Annotated in this window: 15 protein-coding genes; 8 read left to right on the forward strand and 7 right to left on the reverse strand. The window is 43.5% G+C overall.

Annotated features, from left to right (window positions below; translation table 11 throughout):
* Position 1: 1 nt before the first annotated feature.
* A complete protein-coding gene (locus ACE01R_RS11900; protein WP_395551421.1) occupies positions 2-1,462 on the forward strand; it encodes an amino acid permease in 1,461 nt (486 codons plus the stop codon).
* A gap of 50 nt (positions 1,463-1,512) precedes the next feature.
* Here the strand turns inward: ACE01R_RS11900 and ACE01R_RS11905 are convergent, their stop codons facing one another.
* On the reverse strand, positions 1,513-2,352 hold the full coding sequence (locus ACE01R_RS11905) for an alpha/beta fold hydrolase (protein WP_395551422.1): 840 nt from the start codon (positions 2,350-2,352) through the stop codon (positions 1,513-1,515).
* A gap of 144 nt (positions 2,353-2,496) precedes the next feature.
* Positions 2,497-3,561, reverse strand: a complete 1,065-nt coding sequence (gene omp38, locus ACE01R_RS11910; protein WP_395551423.1) for an outer membrane protein Omp38 — start codon at positions 3,559-3,561, stop codon at positions 2,497-2,499.
* 375 nt (positions 3,562-3,936) lie between these two features.
* On the opposite strand from omp38, the gene ACE01R_RS11915 reads away from it, so the two are divergent.
* The 3 genes from ACE01R_RS11915 to ACE01R_RS11925 all read left to right on the forward strand — a co-directional run bounded on the left by ACE01R_RS11915 (position 3,937) and on the right by ACE01R_RS11925 (position 6,378).
* On the forward strand, positions 3,937-4,458 hold the full coding sequence (locus ACE01R_RS11915) for a GspH/FimT family pseudopilin (RefSeq protein ID WP_395551424.1): 522 nt from the start codon (positions 3,937-3,939) through the stop codon (positions 4,456-4,458).
* A gap of 114 nt (positions 4,459-4,572) precedes the next feature.
* A complete protein-coding gene (locus ACE01R_RS11920; RefSeq protein WP_395551425.1) occupies positions 4,573-5,748 on the forward strand; it encodes a thiolase family protein in 1,176 nt (391 codons plus the stop codon).
* A gap of 180 nt (positions 5,749-5,928) precedes the next feature.
* On the forward strand, positions 5,929-6,378 hold the full coding sequence (locus tag ACE01R_RS11925; RefSeq protein WP_395551426.1) for a VOC family protein: 450 nt from the start codon (positions 5,929-5,931) through the stop codon (positions 6,376-6,378).
* A gap of 61 nt (positions 6,379-6,439) precedes the next feature.
* On the opposite strand, the gene ACE01R_RS11930 is transcribed toward ACE01R_RS11925, so the two are convergent.
* The 5 genes from ACE01R_RS11930 to ACE01R_RS11950 all read right to left on the reverse strand — a co-directional run bounded on the left by ACE01R_RS11930 (position 6,440) and on the right by ACE01R_RS11950 (position 13,907).
* On the reverse strand, positions 6,440-6,925 hold the full coding sequence (locus ACE01R_RS11930; protein WP_395551427.1) for a DUF934 domain-containing protein: 486 nt from the start codon (positions 6,923-6,925) through the stop codon (positions 6,440-6,442).
* Positions 6,918-8,561 carry a nitrite/sulfite reductase gene (locus ACE01R_RS11935; RefSeq protein ID WP_395551428.1) on the reverse strand — a complete coding sequence of 548 codons (1,644 nt, stop codon included), beginning with the start codon at positions 8,559-8,561 and terminating at the stop codon, positions 6,918-6,920. The genes ACE01R_RS11930 and ACE01R_RS11935 overlap by 8 nt, the downstream gene beginning before the upstream one ends.
* Positions 8,562-8,843: 282 nt before the next feature.
* Positions 8,844-11,246: a glucose/quinate/shikimate family membrane-bound PQQ-dependent dehydrogenase gene (locus ACE01R_RS11940; protein ID WP_395551429.1), complete on the reverse strand. Its 2,403-nt coding sequence runs from the start codon at positions 11,244-11,246 to the stop codon at positions 8,844-8,846.
* 142 nt (positions 11,247-11,388) lie between these two features.
* A complete protein-coding gene (locus ACE01R_RS11945; protein WP_395551460.1) occupies positions 11,389-12,633 on the reverse strand; it encodes a carbohydrate porin in 1,245 nt (414 codons plus the stop codon).
* A gap of 155 nt (positions 12,634-12,788) precedes the next feature.
* Positions 12,789-13,907, reverse strand: coding sequence for a CaiB/BaiF CoA transferase family protein (locus tag ACE01R_RS11950; RefSeq protein WP_395551430.1), 1,119 nt, complete (start codon positions 13,905-13,907; stop codon positions 12,789-12,791).
* A gap of 241 nt (positions 13,908-14,148) precedes the next feature.
* On the opposite strand from ACE01R_RS11950, the gene ACE01R_RS11955 reads away from it, so the two are divergent.
* From ACE01R_RS11955 to ACE01R_RS11970, 4 genes are all read left to right on the forward strand, one after another.
* Entirely contained in the window at positions 14,149-15,159 is a 1,011-nt protein-coding gene (locus tag ACE01R_RS11955; RefSeq protein WP_395551461.1) for an AraC family transcriptional regulator, read from the forward strand.
* A gap of 169 nt (positions 15,160-15,328) precedes the next feature.
* The gene (locus ACE01R_RS11960) at positions 15,329-16,534 is read left to right on the forward strand and encodes an acetyl-CoA C-acetyltransferase (protein ID WP_395551431.1); all 1,206 of its coding nucleotides are present in this window, start codon (positions 15,329-15,331) and stop codon (positions 16,532-16,534) included.
* Between the two features lie 11 nt (positions 16,535-16,545).
* Positions 16,546-18,678, forward strand: coding sequence for a 3-hydroxyacyl-CoA dehydrogenase NAD-binding domain-containing protein (locus tag ACE01R_RS11965; RefSeq protein WP_395551432.1), 2,133 nt, complete (start codon positions 16,546-16,548; stop codon positions 18,676-18,678).
* Positions 18,679-18,836: 158 nt separating this feature from the next.
* Complete coding sequence (locus ACE01R_RS11970; protein WP_395551433.1) at positions 18,837-19,112, forward strand: hypothetical protein; 276 nt, start codon at positions 18,837-18,839, stop codon at positions 19,110-19,112.
* Positions 19,113-19,134 lie beyond the last annotated feature (22 nt).

Consider the following 19,134-nt stretch of genomic DNA (forward strand, 5'->3'; position numbering starts at 1 on the left):
GATGAGCGAAACTCAATCTGCACATTTAAAGCGTAAGCTGAGTGCACGTCATTTGAATATGATCGCCATTGGTGGTTCTATCGGCACAGGCTTATTCCTGGCTTCTGGTGCAACAATTGCCAATGCCGGTCCGGGCGGTGCTTTATTGGCTTACTGTCTGATCGGGATCATGATTTATTTCTTGATGACCAGTCTGGGTGAGCTTGCGACACATAATCCAACTTCGGGTGCCTTTTTTACCTATGGTACAAAATATGTAGAAGGTGGTTTTGGTTTCGCACTGGGATGGAACTATTGGTACAACTGGGCCATTACTGTAGCCTTTGAACTGGTTGCAGTTCAGTTCATTATGAAATTCTGGTTCCCCGATATTCCCGGTTTTTACTGGAGTGCCATTTTCCTTGCCATTATTTTTGCCATTAACTCACTCTCTGTAAAAGGCTTTGGTGAAAGTGAGTTTTTATTCTCCCTAGTTAAAGTTATTGCCATCATTGTCTTTATTATTATTGGTATGGTCATGATTGTAAAAATCATGATGACACCGGGCATGGTTACCTTCTCCAACTGGAGCAAAGGTGAAGCACCTTTTGTCGGCGGCTTCCAAGCGCTGATCGGGGTTGCCATGATTGCCGGATTCTCGTTCCAAGGCACCGAAATGGTCGGTGTTGCCGCAGGTGAATCCAAAAATCCCAAAAAGACCATTCCAATTGCGATTAAACAGATTTTCTGGCGAATTTTACTGTTCTATGTTGTGTGTATTTTCATTATCGGTACTTTGGTGGCCTATGATGATCCTCGCCTTTTACAAGCTGCATCGAGCGAAGACATTAGCCTGTCACCCTTTACCTTGTTATACGAACAGGCTGGATTTGCCTTTGCTGCCAGTTTGATGAATGCCGTGATTTTAACTGCCATTTTATCTGCAGGTAATTCAGGCATGTATTCTTCTACCCGTATGCTGTTTGATATGGCACGTAAAGGCAGTGCGCCAAAATTATTCGCACGTCTGGACCCACGTGGCGTACCGATGAATGCCCTCTATGCCACCACTGCAATTGCAGCACTCTGCTTCTTGACCACCTTTATAGGTGAACAACAAGTATTTAACTGGTTGTTAAATATGTCAGGCATGTGCGGCTTTATTGTCTGGCTGGGGATTGCTATTTCACACTACCGCTTCCGCAAAGGTTATCTGGTTCAAGGTTATAAACTGGAAGATTTAGCGTATACAGCCAAGTTCTTCCCGTTTGCACCTTGGTTTGCCTTCATTTTATGTACCATAGTGGTATTAGGCCAAAACTATCAGGCTGCCCTTAATGGTGACTGGTTAGGTGTACTTTCAACCTATATCAGTATTCCATTATTCCTGGTGATTTGGTTAGGATATAAGTGGAAAAACAAAACCAAGTTAGTTCCTTATCAAGACATGGATGTTAAACCCATGAATCCCAATCAGGACTAAATCTAGTATTCAAAAAAACAGCCTTCGGGCTGTTTTTTTATTTCTATTTTTTATAACAAGGAGTCTTCTGCTGCCAAAAATTGCTTTAAGGCAAAACTGACTTCATTTTTATGTGTGGTACATAAACCATGAGGAGCACCTTTAATTTGCTCTTCCACACCCCGCTGTAACAATTTTACCGCCTTCTGGCTGCAAATTTCCGGGGGAACAATTTCATCGGCAGTCCCATACAACACCAGGGTAGGAACCGTGATTTGTTTTAAATCTTCACTTAAATCTGTTTCTGAAAAAGCATGAATACAATCATAATGGGCCTTGATTGAACCTTGCATCGCAATACGCCAAAAATTTTGTATCACACCTTCCGAGGTTTTATTTAACAGTTTGTCATAGCCATAAAACTGTTTGGCAAAATCTAGATAAAAATCAGCTCTGTTATCCAGTAAATTTGCCCGCATTTCATCAAAAACATCTGGATCAACGCCATGTGGATTATCATCTCGCCAAATCAGTAAGGGAGTTACAGCCGCAATCAAGGCCAGTTTAGTGACCTGATGCTGTCCATATTTTGCCGTATACCGTGTGACGACTGCCCCACCGGTAGAATGTCCGACTAATGCAAATTTAGTTAATCGGAGGTGCTCAATGAGTTGGTGCATATCTTGTGCATATTGATCAATGTTGTGCCCTGCCCATGGCTGACTTGACCTTCCATGACCTCGTCGATCAAATGCAATCACCCGATAACCATGTTCAGCCAGAAATAACATCTGGTCTTCAAAAGCATCACTGGATAAAGGCCACCCATGGGAAAAGACTACAACGGGGCCATCGCCCCAATCCTTATAATAAATCGAGGTTCCATCTGCTGTCGTTAACATCTGTGTCATTTTTTCACCCTCTTTTTATTGTGTATATGGGTGTTTATTAGAACAAGATCAAAATAAAACTGTGTATTAAACAAGTTATGCTTATGTAGCGCATAAAAAAAGCAGCCTTACGGCTGCTTTTTCTTAAATCAGTTCAATAATAAATTATTGAGCTGCAGGAGCTTGTTCAGCTGGCTCTGCAACAACAGTACGGCTACCAGAAATAGTCGCGAATACACGACGGTTCATAGCACGGCCTTCTTTAGTGTTGTTGTCAGCAATCGGTTGATCCCAAGCGAAACCTTGAGTAGACAAACGAGCTGGATCTACATTGTATTCATTTACAAGTGAAGATTTAACAGAGTTAGCACGAGCTAAAGATAAACGTTCGTTCAATGCACGTGGACCAGTGTTATCTGTGTGACCTTCGATGCGAGCAGTAGCGTTTGGATATTCAACTAACTTCTCAGCAACTTTAGCGATTTCTGGTTTGTATTGGTCTTTGATGTTTGATTTGTTTGTATCAAAGAACACACGAAGTTCCATGTTAAGGTCTTCAGTCAACTCTTGTGGAGCTGGTTGAACTGGAGCTACAGGCTCAACTGGAGCAACTTCTACTACAGGAGCAGCAGGTTTCAAGTGACCGCCAAGAACTACGTTAAGACCAGCTAAAGCTGTATAGTTCCAGAAATCTTCGTCGATGTTATAAGTAGCACGAGCTTCAGTACGTAGAGATAAAGCATCGTTCAAGCGCCAGAAAGCACCTAGACCAGCGTTACCAAGAGTACCTTCTTCTTCAAGACCACGGGTATCGCGGCCAGCAGCGCTATCAAGCTCATATTTATAGTGACCAGCACCTAATAATACGTAAGGTTTGATTTTGCTGTCATAGTTCTTAGTGATCAAATCAGAAGTCGCATAGAAGTTACCATTGATTTGAGACTGTTTATAGTCAGCAGTACCGCCACCAACAAGATCAGAATCACCTTTCACTTGGTTGTATTCAGCTTCAAAGCCTAACCATGGAGTTAATTCAACACCAAGTGCTGCACCAACGAACAAATCGTCTTGAAGCTCTTGACCACCATTAGTTAAGTTGCCACGGCTGTTGTTGTGTTGAGTGTCTTGGAATGTATAACCAAGCATTAATGGAGTAACAGTTACGCCAGCGTTAGCAGCAGCTAAAGGTGCAGCAACGAGCATTGCTAAAGCAATACGACTCATTTTCATGGATTTATCCTCCAGAGATAACAATTGTTGTTCAAGCTTAAGCCTAGAATTTGACTATTCTGAGATAGGCTTTCTTATACCCCAGTTTTATTCTTAAGCCATTCACTGTGAATCATACAAACACTTTATTTTTTTTCCAAGTGCTTGATAATTTTAATCAAGTAAATTATTGACAAAATTACTTACAATTTCCGTTGTAATTCGGTAAATTTTTACTCAATTTATTCTTATGAATAGCTTATTGTCACTTGCAAATTATTTTAACAGCTTTCTTAAAAGTTGAGTAATAAATATTACCCGCAAAAAAAACAATTAAAAAACAAAACACTAATAACACAAATAATTTTAAAAAAATATATTACAGGATTACTTTAAATGCTTTTTCAACAAAAAAAGGGTTTTACATTAGTTGAACTCATCGTTACTTTGTCTATTTTTGCAATTCTGGCTACGATCGCTTTACCTTATTTTCAAGAAATAAAAGCCAAGCAGGAAGTCAACGCTACCACCAATAAATTGATTTCCACGATTCAATTAGCTAAATCTCAAGCTGCGCTCTATCATACCAATGTGGTGTTATGTCCAAGTCAGAATAAAGTAAATTGTCAAACAAACCAATGGACTACTGGTTTACTTGTTTTTCTCGATAGCAATAAAAATAGACAAATTGATACTGGCGAGAAAATTATCTATACAGAATCAACCAATTTAAAATATGGGCACTTAGACTGGAGAGGAACTTTGCATGTTCCCAGCTTAACGTTTCAAGCTGAAAATGGCCTTCCTATAGGTTCAAATGGTAGTTTTTATTACTGTTCAATATTTTCCGATCATCACCAGAAACTGATTCTTAGTGCCATGGGGCATATGCGGATAGAAAGCCTATCCATCTGCTGAAAACTTATCAGTCTAAAGACATAGCACAATCGCTCTTTATTCCGGCTCATTTTTTAATATACTGCTTAAGCTTGGAAAATAATTCCCTAAAAAGTAAATCTCGGAGAAAGAACAATGACAGACATCGTAATTGTAAATGGTGCACGTACTGCAATGGGCGGCTTTCAAGGTAGCTTAGCCAGCGTCACAGCCCCTGAACTTGGTGCAGCATCAATCAAAGAAGCGATTGCACGTGCAGGATTACAACCTACTGATGTCGAAGAAGTCATTATGGGCTGTGTGCTCCCTGCCGGCTTAAAACAAGGGCCAGCTCGCCAGGCAATGCGTCAAGCCGGGCTACCTGATTCCACTGGTGCAGTCACCATTAATAAGTTATGCGGTTCTGGCATGAAAGCAGTGATGCAAGCGGCTGACATGATTAAAGCGGGCTCTGCTGAAATTGTGGTTGCTGGCGGCATGGAATCGATGACCAATGCGCCTTATGTATTACCTAAAGCCCGTGGTGGTTTCCGTATGGGTCATGGTGAAATTAAAGACCATATGTTCCTGGATGGATTGGAAGATGCGGAAACCGGCCGCTTGATGGGTTCTTTTGCTCAAGACATGGCAAATACGCGTGGCTATACCCGTGAGCAAATGGATAATTTTGCGATTCGTTCCTTAGAGCGTGCACAAAAAGCGGTCAATGAAGGCTACTTTGCCGATGAAATCGTGCCAGTGACTGTCTCTACCCGTAAAGGCGATGTTGTGGTAGATAAAGATGAACAGCCTTTCAATGCGAACATTGCAAAAATCCCGTCACTCCGCCCTGCCTTTGCTAAAGACGGCACCATTACTGCTGCCAATGCCAGCTCAATTTCGGACGGTGCATCTGCACTAGTTTTAACTTCGAGTGATAATGCTGCAGCAAAAGGTCTAAAACCTCTGGCAAAAATTGTGGCCTATGCTTCAAATTCACAGCACCCTTCAGAATTTACCATTGCTCCAGTAGGTGCCATTCAGAAAGTTTTAAATAAAACTGGTTGGGATGCACAAGACGTCGATCTTTGGGAAATTAACGAAGCTTTTGCCATGGTGACCATGTGTCCTATGGATGACTTCAAACTTGATCCGGCTAAAGTCAACATCAACGGTGGTGCATGTGCACTCGGTCATCCTGTCGGTTCTACCGGTTCGCGCATTATCTTGACGCTAATCCATGCACTTAAACGCACTGGCGGCAAAAAAGGAATTGCTACCCTGTGTATTGGTGGTGGTGAAGCGACTGCTGTAGCGATTGAATTACTTTAATTTTTGAAGTCTGCCTTTGTTAAAGAGGGAGTCAGGTAATTCCCCTCTCTAACTCTCTCCCTAAGGGGAGAGAGAACAAAATCCCTCTTTTGAGGGATTTTTTATGCTTACACTTTTTCATCTTTTATTCTGCTTAAGCCTGTTAAATTAAAACCATCAAAACAACAACAAAGGCTTTCCATGCAACTCAATCATTATCTTAATTTCCAAGGTGAAACCGAAGCAGCATTTAACTTTTATCAATCTGTTTTTGGTGGTGAATTTTCAAATCTTACCCGTTATGGTGAAATGCCATCTGAAGAAGGCAACATGCTTTCTGAAGCAGATAAAAATCTTATTCTGCATGTCGCCTTACCGATTAATGCATTTACGGAATTGATGGGATCTGATACCAATGATCAATTCTGTGCGCAAAACAATACCGTTTTCACTCAAGGGAATAATCACTATATTTCAATTAATCTGAATGCTCATGAGCAAGATGAGGCTAAACGTCTGTTTAATACTTTATCTGTCAATGGACAAATAGAAATGCCCTTAGAAAAGACGTTCTGGGGTGCACTCTATGGCGCCTTTACCGATCAGTTTGGCATTAAATGGATGGTCAACTGTCAGCTTGAAACCATGTAAATATTCTAGAAAAAAAGCCTCCATATGGAGGCTTTTTTCAACTTGAGCTTAATGAATTAAATTAAGCACCAGTTTGATAATTGGCTTTTTCAACTGCAGTAGAAGCTTGATAAGGGTTGGTAAAATCGCCCAGACCTGCTGCCGCTTCCTGAATATCTTTACCTTCTTTAATCACGAAAGTATCAAAACCTGAACGCTTCATGTAGTTCAACACATCTTTGAATACATCACCAGTTGCGCGAAGTTCACCTTGGTAACCTTGACGACGAAGCAATGCTGCAAAAGAATAACCGCGGCCATCATTAAAACCAGCAAATTCAATAAAGATTGCATCTAACTGATCTAGCGGAAATTCATGGGTTTCAGGAGATGCATCTACAGTGATGTAAAGTGCTTTTTTACCTGAAATATTGGCAATCTGGTCTAACTGTTCAACCGTTAAAACTACATCACCTTGAGGTAATACACCATCTTCACCAATTAACTGGTAAGTATTGTCTGCAATCGTGCCATCTTTAGAGAGCACTTGTAGTGCGGTATTAAGCATATGCACGCTCCTTAAATGGTTGAATGCCAACACGGCGGTAAGTATCGATAAACTCTTCACCGTCGTTTCGAAGATCAAGATAGGTATTTAGAATTTCTTCAACCACATCAGGTACACGATCTGCTGCAAATGATGGCCCAAGAATGTCGCCAATTGATGCATCATGGTCTGCATTACCACCCAAAGTAATTTGGTAGAATTCAGCACCTTTTTTGTCAACACCCAAAATACCGATATTACCGACATGGTGGTGACCGCAGGCATTCATACAACCTGAAATGTTCAGATCCAGTTTACCCAGGTTGTAGATGGTATCCAGATCATCAAAACGGCGTGAAATCGCTTCTGAAATCGGAATAGATTTCGCATTGGCCAATGAACAGAAGTCACCGCCCGGACAGCAAATAATGTCAGTAATGAAACCAATATGCGCACGAGCCAGATTGTGCTGATCAAGGATCTGCCACAATTCAAACAGGTCTTTTTTCGGTACATCGACCAAAGCAATGTTTTGTTCGTGGGTGGTACGGAACTCGCCGAAGGTGTACTTGTCTGCAAGATCCGCAATCAGGTTCATCTCTTCAACAGTCATATCACCAGGAGCAATACCGGCACGTTTCAGAGAAATCGTGACGATACGATAACCTTTTACTTTATGTGCATTGGTGTTGATGTTGAACCACTGTTTGAACTTCGGATGCGCAGCAAACTGTTCAGTGAAATCTTCATCTGCATAATCTTGGTAATCAAATGGCGTGAAGTTCTCATCCATTTTCGCCAAAGTATCTGCATCAATTTTCAACGTTTTCACAGTATGCGCAAATTCAGCTTCAACTTTTTCTGCAAATACGGCTGGTGTTAACGCTTTTACTAAAATCTTGATACGGGCTTTATATTTGTTGTCACGACGACCATGCAAGTTATACACACGAAGCACTGCTTCCAAATATGCAATCAAGTCTTCACGTGGCAAGAAGTCACGAATAAAGCTACCAATCACCGGGGTACGGCCCAAGCCACCCCCCACTTTGATTTTATAGCCCATCTCGCCTGCTTCATTACGCACGATGTAAACACCGATATCGTGGAATGAAGTTGCCGCACGGTCGGTTTCTTCTAATGCAGAAACCGCGATTTTGAACTTACGTGGCAAGAAGGCAAATTCCGGGTGGAAGGTTGACCACTGACGGATCAATTCACAAGTCGGACGTGGGTCAGCCACTTCACCGGCAACCACACCTGCATACTGGTCAGTGGTAGTATTACGGATACAGTTACCAGATGTCTGGATTGCATGCATTTGTACAGATGCCAGTTCTTGCAGCATGTCCGGTACATTTTCTAGTGCAGGCCAGTTAAACTGAATGTTTTGACGTGTTGATACGTGTGCATAACCACGGTCATAGTCTTTGGCCAATTGCGCAATTTTACGCAGTTGTTTTGAATTCATCAGGCCGTAAGGGACTGCAATACGCAACATTGGCGCATAACGTTGTACATAAAGGCCGTTTTGCAGACGAAGCGGACGATATTCATCTTCCGTCAATTTACCGGCTAAATAACGTTCCGTTTGGTCACGGAATTGTGCAACACGTTCATTGACCAGTTGCTGGTCAAAATCAGTATATAAATACATGGCGTACAGCTAGTAGTTTCTATTATAACGGTGCACAGCATAACGAGATTTGATCTATCAACAAAATGCGTTTTTTACATATTTAATAGCGATTTTATTGATAAGTGTTGTTAAACTTCACTGATATAAAGACATACCCCCTATTAACACTACTTTTAAACTCATTCATCTTATTTTCACTTGTTTAGCACTTTTTCTGCTATTCCCTGCTTTTTCACAACAATTGTAGCGGCATAAAAAAGCCTGACGGATCAGGCTTTTTACTTCTAGTCTACGACCAAATCATTTTTTATCGGGTAAAGCATAAGCCACGATGGAATCACCCATCTTGGTGCCAAATGAACCATGACCACCCGCCATGATCACCACATATTGTTTACCGTTGCTTTCATAAGTCATTGGCGTTGCCTGACCACCTGCAGGTAGACGGCCTTTCCAAAGCTCATCACCATTGGTGACGTTAATGGCACGGATATAGTTATCCTGGGTCGCACCGACAAACATCAGATTACCCGCAGTAGAAATTGGACCACCCAGCATTGGTACCCCCATTTTAAATGGTGGTAATGGAATACCCGGCATACTGTCACGGATGGTACCTATACGACGTTTCCAGACCACTTCATGGGTGTTTAAATCGACACCCGCCACATAGCCCCAAGCCGGCTGTTTACACGGCAGGCCGAATGGAGAAAGGAATGCACTGATTTCAACTCCATAAGGCACACCATACATCGGTTGAACACCCTGTTCAGTACCCGCACCTTTGGCTGTTTGTTTACGGTTCGGATCTTCTGGGATCAGTTTAGACACAAATGGCAAGCCAATCGGGTTCATCACGGCAATTTGACGGTCTGGATTGACCGACATACCACCCCATTCAAACACGCCCAGGTTACCCGGGAACACCAAAGTGCCATTTTCTGAAGGCGGCGTATAAATTCCTTCATAGTTCAATTTTTTGAATGCTACACGGCAGATTAACTGGTCAAACATGGTGGCACCCCACATTTGTTTGTCGGTTAATTTTTCTTTCGGTGCCAGGTCAAAATCAGAGAACGGTTGCGTAGGAGAATAACGCTCACCTTTTGTTTGCGGACCGCGTTTCACGGTTTGTGGAACCGGTTTCTCCGTAATAGGAATGATAGCCGCACCAGTACGACGCTCCAGTACAAAGGCATTGCCTGTTTTGGTCAATACATAGATGGCAGGCACAATATTGCCTGATTTATCTTTAATGTCCACCAAAGTTGGCTGCGCTGGTACATCCATATCCCATAAGTCATGATAGGTGGTTTGGAAATTCCAGACCAGCTTCCCGGTAGAGGCGTTCAGCGCCAGTATGGAGTTGGCATAGCGTTCATCCAGTTCGGTACGGTGCCCGCCATAAATATCTGGCGTACCGACACCTGTAGGGACATACACAATATCCAGTGCAGCATCATAGGCTAAAGGTGCCCAGGCATTGGGTGAGTTATGAACAAATTTCTGACCTGGTGCAGGAATCGCATTTGGATCTTCCGCACCAGTATCGAATACCCAAAGCAGTTCACCAGTATTCACATCGTAACCACGTATCACCCCAGATGGCTCTTCAGTCGAATAGTTATCGGTGGTTGAACCGCCAATAATAATCGTTGTACCCGTAACGACCGGTGGAGATGTTGGGATATAACCGCCTGGATATGGAAATGGCATATCTTTTTGCAGATCGACTTCACCATTGTTACCAAAGTCAGTACAGACCTTACCCGTGTCAGCATTAATCGCGACAAGACGACCATCATTGACAGGCAAAATGACTTTCTTAGGGCACTCGGCTGAAGCCGTTTTATTGGCAGCCAGACTGGCTTCGAAACCTGCCGTATTGTTGGCATCGTAATAAGACACACCCCGGCAAGTTAAATGTTGATAGGTATTATCTGCTTTGAGTTTAGGATCAAAGTTCCATTTTTCTTTACCTGTAGATGGGTCTAAAGCGATTAAACGCTGGTGCATGGTACACAGATAAACATTATTCCCTACTTTAATAGGCGTTACCTGATTGGTTGTTTCACCAGAGTCATTTTCAGTTTTGCTTTCGCCAGTGTGATATTCCCAGGCAACTTGCAAGTCTTTTACGTTTTCAGAATTTATTTGTTTTAAGGGAGAATAACGCAAACCGGACTGGGTACGACCATAAGCAGGCCAGTCACCATCTGCAATGCCCGGAATGGGCTGTGATGTTGCAGGCTGTTTAGTGCTTAATTCACCGCGGATTTCCTGAGGGTCATTAAATACAGCATAGATCATGACAGCAATGGTGATTGCCAACACCCCTGTAAGAACAATTTTTGCACCTTTGCTATTTTCAAATCCTCGAGTCACTGCAGGAATAAGCAATAACAAACCAAATATACCCAGAATATCTAAACGAGGTGCCAGCGCAAAAAAGTCAGAACCAACCTCCCAAAGCCCCCAGATGACCGTACCTAATACCAGTACAGCATAAACAAGGAGCGCCGAGCTTTTTAATTTATGCAATAAAACCGCAGTAGCGATGAAGAATAGACCTGCGATGATGTAGTACCAAGACCCACCAAGCACTGCAAGATATATTCCTCCTATCAGCAGCACTAATCCGAAAATGATGGCCACAACAGCCAAAACCGTTTTTAGCCCTGAACCTGAAGATGGAGTACTCATATTGACCACCTGTTTTTAGGATTCTTTTAAAGCTCATATTGATAGTGAAATACGAGCACCTTTTTTTGTAGTTTTTGGATATTCAATACCTGAGCGGGAATAAAGCACTGCTTTATTGGGAAGATAAGGGATCAGCTAGAAACTAGAATGCTGTTTGTAGCTTAATACCGCCCACCCAGGCATTTTCGCCATTTTTATATGCGCCGACATGATGGATATATTGCACATTGGGTCGGATGGTTAGCCAGTTGGTTGCATGAATACCGTAATAAATTTCGGCATCGTATTCTTCGCTCTGTAGGCCACGAACATCTACACGATTATTAGTGATGTTCGCATCATTGACATCATCATTAATATTGATACGGGCGACACCAACCGCGATCTCATCCTGAGGACGAGAGTCCATTAAACCTTTATAAACCAAACCAATATTCTGCATGTCACTGACTGTGTTTGTGTCACTATCATGTACAGTTAAGTTTACAAAACCACTCAGGCCACGAGATACATCACCTTTATGTGCGGTCAATTGCTGTTTGGCGACAACCCAGCCGCCTTGTTTGTGGTCAGTTCGAGATGCATCTTTAATTTCTGCAGCATCCGCTGTGCTGTAGTAATAACCGGCACGGTATTCACCCGGAAGTCTTGCCGCACCGAGTTTCGGTGTCCAAACCACTTCAGCAGGAATGATTGCACCATGAGAACCATCAGTACTTAAATTAAAGCCTTTGCCTCTCTCAAGGTTTTCAGGGTTATATTCATAAGCCCCAACTTGGGCATACACTTCTGGAGTGAGGTTATATTTGACCCGTGCTGCCCATTGACTCACTGGCCAGTTGTACCACTGATCACCAACCCAGTTCCCGACTTGCGAGCCACAAAGCGCCAGATTCTGGAAATCGCAGTCAAAGCTGTTAAAGTCTTCACCTTCACCAAAGCGCCCCACTTTGATATCCAATTTTTGCTGCAGGAATTTTTTCTTGATCCAGAAGTCTGTTAAATGCCAGGTTTGACCACGGCCCCAAACTTCCTGCACCGAACTGAGATGACCATTTAACGCATCTGAAGTATTCGATAAATTACGGCCATTACGCTCAGTCACGGTTATTTGAGCTTCAGTGTCTTGCCAACCTAGAATTTTGTTTAAATCGAAGTGGACACCGATTGCAAACTGATCTGCATATTCAGTGCCATGACTGGAATGATGGTCTGAGTCCAGTAGAGTCGCCACTTCACCAGTATAATCCAGACTGAAATCATACCCTTTTTGCTGTAATGCTGTACGTTGACCGTTCCAGTCACCGAACATCCACTGGCTTTGTGAATCAAATGCATCGGCTGCATTTGCACTGTGTAATGCACCGCTTAAAGAGATCAGGCACACACTGACACCGAACGTGCTCCATAACTTCTTCACAGCTGCTCACCTTTATATTATTTTTTTCTAATATTGATGCTACTCCTGTTTTGTATTTAACATTGGGCGCAAATTGTGAATACATTGTTTTTCAATGTTAATATTTTTAATACCCCTTAAAGCTACCAGTTACCAGTGCCTAACCGCTGCCCGACATATAGATATTTTGTCTTGGAGCGAGAGAATTTAATTGGACAGGCCAGCTGTGTTTCTGTCTGTTGACTGTCTTGATCCAGCGGTACTTCAACTTTCCATTGCCGCTGTTGTGACAAAGTGGAATCTAAGGCTTCATCCAAAGTTAAAACCGGTTCTACACACACATCCTGATCAGCAAAGATCAGGTTCCATTCTGCAAAAGTTCTGGATTTAATTTTGTCCTGAATCGCCTGTTTCACCGCTTGCTGATCCGCCAGGTCAAATGAAGCGCCTTTTTCACGCAGTAAAGGAAGATCCAAAATTTGTGCCAAACCAGACATAAACTGTGGCTCTAAACTCCCAATCGATAAATAACGACCATCCTGAGTCTGATAATAGTCATAAAAGCTGCCGCCATTTAAATGCGACTGTTCCGGAAATTGTTTGGTCTTTCCTGCCAGTATTGCAGCCGCAGCCATATTGTTTAAAGTGGTTACACAATCCGTCATCGAAATATCAATATATTGTCCCAAACCACTTTGCTCACGCTCAACCACGGCGGCCAAAATCCCAATCACGGCATGTAAGGAACCTCCAGCCACATCGGCGACCTGAATCCCCAATGCCGGTGGTCCACCCGCTTGCCGCCCGCTATGTCCCGCAATTCCGGACAAAGCCAAATAGTTAATGTCATGTCCGGCTTTATCTTTATAACTTCCGGTCTGACCATAGCCAGTAATAGAGCAATAAATCAGTCGGGGGTTCAGCGCTGCAAGCGTGGCATAATCCAGACCCAGACGTTGCATCACCCCTGGCCTAAACTGCTCGACTACAATATCGTAGTCGACAATCTTCTGTTTAATCAGTTCAATGTTGTGCGGATCTTTTAAATCCAAGGCAATCGACTGCTTATTGCGATTGAGATAACTGTGCGCAGTTGCCTGACCATTGGCATAAGGCGGAAACAGCCGAATCAGGTCCGGTCGCGTAGGCGATTCAATATGGATTACTTCTGCACCGAGGTCTGCCAGATACAAAGTGGCAAATGGACCAGGAAGTAAAGTGGAGAAATCAAGTACTTTTAATCCTTGTAAAGATGTTGTCATATTCCATTTTTCTCGTTTTTAGTTGATTTTCTACCCATACTAGAAATATAAAAGCAACAAAACAATGTCATGTTCAGCCATTTACCTTGATCATTTCGGCAATTTAAGATGTAAATAAGGTAAAATAACTATTGTAAATAGCCAAGCAAACATTTTTTAGCGTCATTTAGGTCAACCAAAAGTGAATATAAAATTAGGTCAATTAGAAGTGAATAAAGAGAAAGAGACTGAAGCATTTAATATGAGTCGCGATACCATTAGTATCCACTTTGTCAATGCAGCTCTTACCGGCGTAAAACGTCTGGGTATGGACGTTGAGACTTTATTGTCACATGTGGGCATTGAAGCTGAATTATTACGTCAACCCAAAGCCCGTATTTCACCTGAACAATACACCCGATTTATTCAAATGCTGTGGATGGTGACTCAGGACGAGCATGTCGGCTTTGATATCCAGCCACGCCGTCTGGGCAGTTTCGCCATTATGTGTCAGTTGATTATTCATGCAAAAACGCTAGGCGATGCGCTTGAACTTTCTTCTCAGTTTTACAAACTGTTTGGTGATGATTGGTCGGTCGTTCTGGAACGTGACAAACATGAAGCCCGTCTGGTTCCGCTTATTCCAAAAAGTATGGATCCCGATCATTTCATTACCGAAAGCATGTTGATGATCTGGCATGGTTTGGCTTCCTGGCTGATTGAACGCCGCATTCCGCTTGAACGCGTTCATTTTGGCTACCCTCGCCCGAACCATGCCGATGAATATGATGCCCTGTTCTTTGCTCCGGTGATGCAGTTCGATGCACCACGGACTGAAATTACCTTTGCCGCAGACTATCTGGACCTTCCAATTCGTCAAAATGAAGAAACTTTGGAAGAATTCCTCAAAGCAGCGCCTGCACAGTTGCTGGTTAAATTCAAAAATACCAACTCGCTGACTTCACGTATTCGTGACGTCTTGAAGAGCCAGATTGGTGAGGAAATGCCAACCTTGAATGATGTGGCATCAATGTTATATCTATCTCCGCAAACTTTGCGTCGCCGTCTTGCTGCAGAAGGCAAAAGCTATCAGGGCGTGAAAGATGCCTTGCGCCGTGATGCGGCCATTCACCTGTTGCTTAATCCCGGTCTGACCCTGGAAGATGTCGCGCAGCAGGTCGGTTTCAGTGAAACCAGTACCTTCCACCGTGCCTTCAAAAAATGGACTGGCGTAACTCCAGGTTTATATCGTCAGTTGCATGGTTATCACTGATCATCCACTAACTCTTTTCAGTTTCTCTCTATGCCCAGATTTCGATCTGGGCTTTTTTTATTGACCAAAAACATCATCTGACCTGATCCGTTCTCGTCATTGCACTTCGAAAATTAATCATTACACTCAAAAAAGTATAAAAATTTTAAAGTCATAAAAGGGAAATGCCATGAGCGAGGCTTATATCATTGATGCCATTCGCACACCACGCGGAAAAGGAAAAAAAGATGGTTCACTGTATGAGGTGAAACCAATCACCCTACTCACCACATTGCTGAATGAATTAAAAGACCGTCATCAACTCGATACCTCTAAAGTCGATGACATTGTCCTAGGCTGTGTCACGCCAATTGGTGATCAAGGGGCCGACATTGCCAAAACGGCTGCCATTGCAGCGGGCTGGGATAATGATGTAGCCGGGGTACAGATCAACCGTTTTTGTGCATCGGGCCTGGAAGCCGTGAATCTGGCTGCGCAAAAAGTTCGCTCAGGCTGGGAAGATATTGTGGTTGCTGGTGGTGTCGAATCGATGTCCCGTGTCCCGATGGGTTCAGATGGCGGACCCTGGGCGCTGGATCCTGAAACCAATATGGCTTGTGATTTTATTCCGCAAGGCATTGGTGCCGACCTGATTGCTACCATTGATGGATACAGCCGTGCCAATGTAGATACTTTTGCAGAGCAGTCACAAAAGAAGGCCGCTGCCGCACAAGCCAATGGCTATTTCGACAAATCAGTTGTGTCGGTAAAAGATAAAGCCGGTGTGGTGATTTTGGATAAAGACGAATTCATCAAACCGACCACCACAGCAGAAAGCTTGGGCAAACTGAATCCAAGCTTCGCCATGATGGGTCAAATGGGTTTTGATGCTATTGCCCTGCAAAAATATCCAGAAGTAGGTGCTGTGAACCATGTACATCACGCAGGTAATTCATCAGGCATCGTCGATGGTGCTGCGGTGGTTCTGGTGGCTTCTGAAAAGGCGGTACGAGAACAAGGCTTAAAACCACGTGCCAAAGTATTGTCTACAGCACTGGTTGGCACTGATCCAACCATCATGTTGACCGGCCCTGCTCCGGCTGCACGTAAAGCCTTGGAAAAAGCAGGTTTAACCATTGATGACATCGACCTGTTTGAAGTGAATGAAGCCTTTGCAGCGGTGGTGATGCGTTTCATTACTGAACTCAATGTTAATCCAGCCAAGGTCAATGTCAACGGCGGTGCAATTGCAATGGGACATCCACTGGGTGCAACAGGTGCAATGATTTTGGGCACACTTTTGGATGAATTAGAACGTCAAGGTAAAAAACGTGGTCTGGCAACACTGTGTGTCGGTGGTGGTATGGGCATCGCAACGATTATTGAATTGGTATAAGGAGAAGAAAAATGAGCGCAATTCAATTTGAAAAAAATGCCGACAATATCGTCATTTTAACCTTAGATTCTCCAAACCAGTCTGCCAATACCATGAATGCAGATTTTCGTGAAGCTTTAGCCGAAACTGTAGAAAAGCTAAAAGCCGATGACAATATTGCAGGCATTATTTTCCGTTCCGCAAAAAAGACCTTCTTTGCTGGCGGTGATCTGGATGAGCTGATTCAGGCTACACCTGAACATGCCACCGAGTTCTTCAACATGATTGAAGATATGAAAGCCAAGCTGCGTTATATCGAAACCCGTGGCATTCCAGTTGTTGCAGCCTTGAATGGCACCGCACTCGGTGGCGGCTGGGAACTGGCATTGTGCTGTCATCATCGTATTGCTTTAAATGATGCCAAAGCCAAATTCGGCCTGCCTGAAGTGACGCTTGGTTTGTTACCAGGCGGTGGCGGCATTGTGCGCATGGTACGGTTACTTGGTTTGCAAAATGCACTTCCTTTGCTGATGGAAGGCAAACAGTTTGGTGTCGAGAAAGCCAAATCGTTAGGACTGATTTACGACACAGTAGATTCAGAACAGGAACTTTTAGACAAAGCCATTGCCTGGGTGAAAGCCAATCCGAAGTCTGTGCAACCTTTCGATGTGAAAGGCTACAAAATTCCAGGCGGTACACCATCTTCACCAGCCGTGGCACAAATGCTGGCGATTGCCCCTGCCATGCTGCGTGACAAGACCAAAGGCTGTTACCCTGCACCTGAAGCCATTATGGCGGCAGCGGTAGAAGGTGCTCAGGTCGATGTCGATACTGCACTGACCATTGAATCGCGTTACTTTACCTATCTCGCCACAGGTCAGATTTCCAAAAACATGATCGGTACTTTCTGGCACGGACTGAATGCGATTAAATCAGGTGCCAGTCGTCCTAAAGAGATTGCCAAATGGAAGGCCACTAAAGTCGGAGTTTTGGGTGCCGGTATGATGGGCGCAGGCATTGCCTATGCCACGGCAAGTAAAAGTATTCAAGTGATTCTAAAAGATGTCTCTCTAGAGGCTGCTGAAAAAGGCAAAGCCTATAGCCAAAAGCTTTTAGACAAGAAAGTCTCACAGGGTCGTTTAAGCACTGAGAAAAGAGATCAGGTTTTAGCACTGATTCAGGCAACGGCGGATGCAGCAGACTTACAAGGCTGTGACCTGATTATTGAAGCCGTTTTTGAAAATTCTGAGCTGAAAGCCAAAGTGACTCAGGAAGCGGAAAACTATCTGGTCAATGGTGGTGTGATGGCATCCAATACCTCAACCTTGCCTATCACAGAACTGGCTCTGGCTTCTAAAAATGCGGAGAATTTTATTGGCCTGCATTTCTTTAGTCCGGTTGATAAAATGCAGCTGGTTGAAATCATCAAAGGGCAAAATACATCCAGCGAAACCTTGGCCAAGGCCTATGATTTTGTGCAGCAAATTGGCAAAACTCCGATTGTGGTGAATGACAGCCGCGGTTTCTTTACCAGCCGTGTGTTTGGCACATTTGTTCAGGAAGGTCTGCGCCTGCTGGCTGAAGGGGTGCATCCTGCAAAAATTGAAATGGCTGCACTGAAAGCGGGTATGCCTGTTGGGCCTCTTGCTATTCAGGATGAAGTGTCTTTAACCTTATCTGAACATGTCGCCAATGAAGCGCGAAAGGCATTACAAGCCGAAGGCAAAGAGCTGCCTCACTCAGGCGTGGATGAGGTAATTCAGACCATGATTCACGAATTTAACCGCAAAGGTAAGGCTGCCGGTGCAGGTTTCTATGATTATCCGGAAGGTGACAAAAAGCATCTTTGGGATGGCCTGAAAAAATGGCAAAAAGACACGGATATTTCTGAACAGGAAATGATTGACCGCTTCCTGTTTGTACAATCGCTGGATACTTTACGCTGTTTGGAGGAAGGTGTACTGGAATCGACAGTCGATGGTAATGTCGGCTCGATTTTCGGAATTGGTTTTGCCCCTTGGACCGGTGGTGCTTTGCAATTTTTAAATCAATACGGTCTGGAAAAAACCCTGCTCCGTGCCAATACGCTTGAAGCTAAATATGGCGAACGCTTTAAGGCACCGCAGCTCTTGAAAGACAAGATTGCCCAAGGTGAAAAAATTTAAATTTCATCTTGCGAAAAAGAGAAGCGAAACGCTTCTCTTTTTTTACCTTGGAACATGCTGATTTTTTAAACGGCAGAATCTCATCTGCTTTTGCTGGCTTTTATGTTATAAAGTTACATAAGTTTTAAATTTTTTATTTATCCAGTGGGTAGCCCTTTATGACAAATAACTCTTCTCCTGAAAAATCACCTTGGGGTTGGAAAGCCGTTATTATTGTGTGTATTTTAGGTGCATTATTTATGGGCATCTTTTATCTTGCCGTGAGCAACGAACCAGACTACATGCCAAGTCAAAAACGTAATCAGACGCAGACTGCACACCCGCAGCAGCCTTCGGCTTCTGAACCTACTGCAGCTGAAATGAATATGACCGAACAAGAACATGCCAATATGGACAAAATGGATTCAGAAGCAAGTAGCACACACGGGCACTAAGCTGAACGCATAAAAAAGCGAG

Source organism: Acinetobacter sp. BSP-28 (assembly GCF_044130285.1).
Taxonomy (GTDB): Bacteria; Pseudomonadota; Gammaproteobacteria; order Pseudomonadales; family Moraxellaceae; genus Acinetobacter.

Coding starts and splice junctions, on each gene's coding strand:
- ACE01R_RS11900 (WP_395551421.1), top strand. CDS start 2: ATGAGCGAAACTCAATCTGCACATTTAAAGCGTAAGCTGAGTGCACGT.
- ACE01R_RS11905 (WP_395551422.1), bottom strand. CDS start 2,352: ATGACACAGATGTTAACGACAGCAGATGGAACCTCGATTTATTATAAG.
- omp38 (WP_395551423.1), bottom strand. CDS start 3,561: ATGAAAATGAGTCGTATTGCTTTAGCAATGCTCGTTGCTGCACCTTTA.
- ACE01R_RS11915 (WP_395551424.1), top strand. CDS start 3,937: ATGCTTTTTCAACAAAAAAAGGGTTTTACATTAGTTGAACTCATCGTT.
- ACE01R_RS11920 (WP_395551425.1), top strand. CDS start 4,573: ATGACAGACATCGTAATTGTAAATGGTGCACGTACTGCAATGGGCGGC.
- ACE01R_RS11925 (WP_395551426.1), top strand. CDS start 5,929: ATGCAACTCAATCATTATCTTAATTTCCAAGGTGAAACCGAAGCAGCA.
- ACE01R_RS11930 (WP_395551427.1), bottom strand. CDS start 6,925: ATGCTTAATACCGCACTACAAGTGCTCTCTAAAGATGGCACGATTGCA.
- ACE01R_RS11935 (WP_395551428.1), bottom strand. CDS start 8,561: ATGTATTTATATACTGATTTTGACCAGCAACTGGTCAATGAACGTGTT.
- ACE01R_RS11940 (WP_395551429.1), bottom strand. CDS start 11,246: ATGAGTACTCCATCTTCAGGTTCAGGGCTAAAAACGGTTTTGGCTGTT.
- ACE01R_RS11950 (WP_395551430.1), bottom strand. CDS start 13,907: ATGACAACATCTTTACAAGGATTAAAAGTACTTGATTTCTCCACTTTA.
- ACE01R_RS11955 (WP_395551461.1), top strand. CDS start 14,149: ATGAGTCGCGATACCATTAGTATCCACTTTGTCAATGCAGCTCTTACC.
- ACE01R_RS11960 (WP_395551431.1), top strand. CDS start 15,329: ATGAGCGAGGCTTATATCATTGATGCCATTCGCACACCACGCGGAAAA.
- ACE01R_RS11965 (WP_395551432.1), top strand. CDS start 16,546: ATGAGCGCAATTCAATTTGAAAAAAATGCCGACAATATCGTCATTTTA.
- ACE01R_RS11970 (WP_395551433.1), top strand. CDS start 18,837: ATGACAAATAACTCTTCTCCTGAAAAATCACCTTGGGGTTGGAAAGCC.